Origin of the sequence: Streptomyces sp. NRRL S-31 (assembly GCF_000718775.1) — a bacterium.
Taxonomy (GTDB): Bacteria; Actinomycetota; Actinomycetes; order Streptomycetales; family Streptomycetaceae; genus Streptomyces.
The window spans coordinates 1-1,819 of sequence record NZ_JOCB01000212.1 but is presented as its reverse complement, the minus strand read 5'-3'; the positions used below and the strand labels follow the sequence as shown (position 1 = coordinate 1,819).

The window sequence follows — 1,819 nt, the reverse complement described above, 5'->3', positions numbered from 1 at the left end:
CAGTCGCGGCGGGCGAAACCCACCAGCGAGAAACCCGGCGGCAGCAGACCCCGGTTGGCGAGGTCGTAGACCGCGGGCATCAGCTTCTTGCGCGACAGATCGCCCGTGACACCGAAGATGACCAGACCCGACGGCCCCGCGACGCGGGGCAGCCGCCGGTCGGCCGGGTCACGAAGCGGGTTGCTGGAACGGCTCATGAGACAGGACCTCCCGGCGCGGCGGCCGCGGTCCGGCCGGTGTGTGACGGGTGCCTGCCCCGGCAGGGCATGTGCACGGTATCTCCCTGGTGAATGGTCAGATCGGACAAGGGATCGTCAGTGCCTCGGCCGTACGGCCCGCGGCCCGGTGGGCCGCAGGCTCCGCAGCGGCTGTCGCACACATCGGTCCCGGGCTCAGGACTGGTAGTTCTCGACCACGGACTGCGATCGCACATGCGCCGCCTCGGGGTCCTGCCCGAACTCGGCCCGGGCCCGCCGCTGCCGCAGCAGGTCCCAGCACTGGTCGAGTTCCCGTTCCAGCTCGCCCAGCCGGCTGTGCTCGGCCGGGTCTCCCGCCCCGCGCTCCGTCAGGGAGTCGCGCAACTGTCGCTCCTCCTCGGCCATCTCGGTGATCCGGTGCAGGATCTCCTGGTTCTGCATGGCTCCTCCTTCTCGGTCGTTTCTCGTTGAGCCGGCACGGCGGTCGGCTGGTGATTACGGCGTAATCACCAGCCGTACGCCGCGCTGAGGCAGGTCCACCGGAGCGCTCTCCGGAGGGTCTCGGCGCCCGCCCCGCTCCCCCGGGCGGCCGGACCTCGTGAAGTCGTCCGCCGTGGCGCGGCGCCCGGAACAGGGGCGAGCCGGGGTCAGTGCCGTGCGCCGTGTGTGTCCTGGCGGAGCGAGGCGAGGGATCTGCGTGCCTCGCCGACCACGTTCTCCGCGGTGAAACCGAACTCGCGGAAGAGCAGGGCGCCGTCGGCGGAAGCACCGAAGTGTTCCAGGGAGACGACGCGTCCGGCGTCGCCCACGTAGCGGTGCCAGGTCAGGCCGATGCCGGCCTCGACGGCGACGCGGGCCCTCACGGCCGGCGGCAGCACCCGCTCGCGGTACTCGCGCGGCTGCTCCTCGAACCACTCCACCGATGGCATGGACACCACGCGGGTCGGCACCCCGTCGGCCTGGAGCTGCTCACGCGCCTCCACGGCCACGTGCACCTCGGAACCGGTGGCGATCAGGATCACCTGCGCCTGGCCGCCCTCGGCCTCGAACAGCACGTAGCCGCCCCTGGCCGCGTCCTCGTCCGACGGGTACACCGGCACCCCCTGACGCGTCAGCACCAGCCCGTGCGGAGCCGGGTGCGTGGCGTGCCTCTTCAGGATCTCGGCCCAGACGATCGCGGTCTCGTTGGCGTCCGCCGGGCGGACGACGTTCAGGCCCGGGATCGCGCGCAGCGAGGCCAGGTGCTCCACCGGCTGGTGGGTCGGACCGTCCTCGCCGAGGCCGATGGAATCATGCGTCCACACGTACGTCACCGGCAGCCGCATCAGCGCCGACATCCGGACGGCGTTGCGCATGTAGTCGGAGAACACCAGGAAGGTGCCGCCGTAGACGCGGGTGTTGCCGTGCAGCGTGATGCCGTTCATCTCCGCGGCCATCGAGAACTCGCGGATGCCGAAGTGCACCGTACGGCCGTACGGGTCGGCTCCCGGCAGCGGGTTGCCCACCGGCAGGAACGACCACTTCTTGTCGATGGTGGTGTTGTTCGAGCCCGCGAGGTCGGCGGAGCCGCCCCACAGCTCGGGGATCACCGCGCCGAGCGCCTGGAGCACCTTGCCGGACGC

At 71.5% G+C, this 1,819-nt stretch carries 2 protein-coding genes and 1 pseudogene; all 3 read right to left on the bottom strand.

Annotation, left to right across the window (positions count from 1 at the left end; all coding sequences use genetic code 11):
• Positions 1 to 197, bottom strand: a pseudogene (locus IF37_RS0138220) (glucose-6-phosphate dehydrogenase); the annotation flags it as partial.
• Between the two features lie 195 nt (positions 198 to 392).
• Complete coding sequence (locus tag IF37_RS0138215; RefSeq protein WP_030754284.1) at positions 393 to 638, bottom strand: DUF2630 family protein; 246 nt, start codon at positions 636 to 638, stop codon at positions 393 to 395.
• Positions 639 to 844: 206 nt separating this feature from the next.
• On the bottom strand, positions 845 to 1,819 hold a 975-nt coding region (locus IF37_RS0138210), incomplete at its 5' end, for a transketolase family protein (RefSeq protein ID WP_030754281.1).

What these genes read in the sequence shown, in the direction of transcription:
- IF37_RS0138215 (WP_030754284.1), bottom strand. Translation starts at nt 638, where the DNA reads ATGCAGAACCAGGAGATCCTGCACCGGATCACCGAGATGGCCGAGGAG.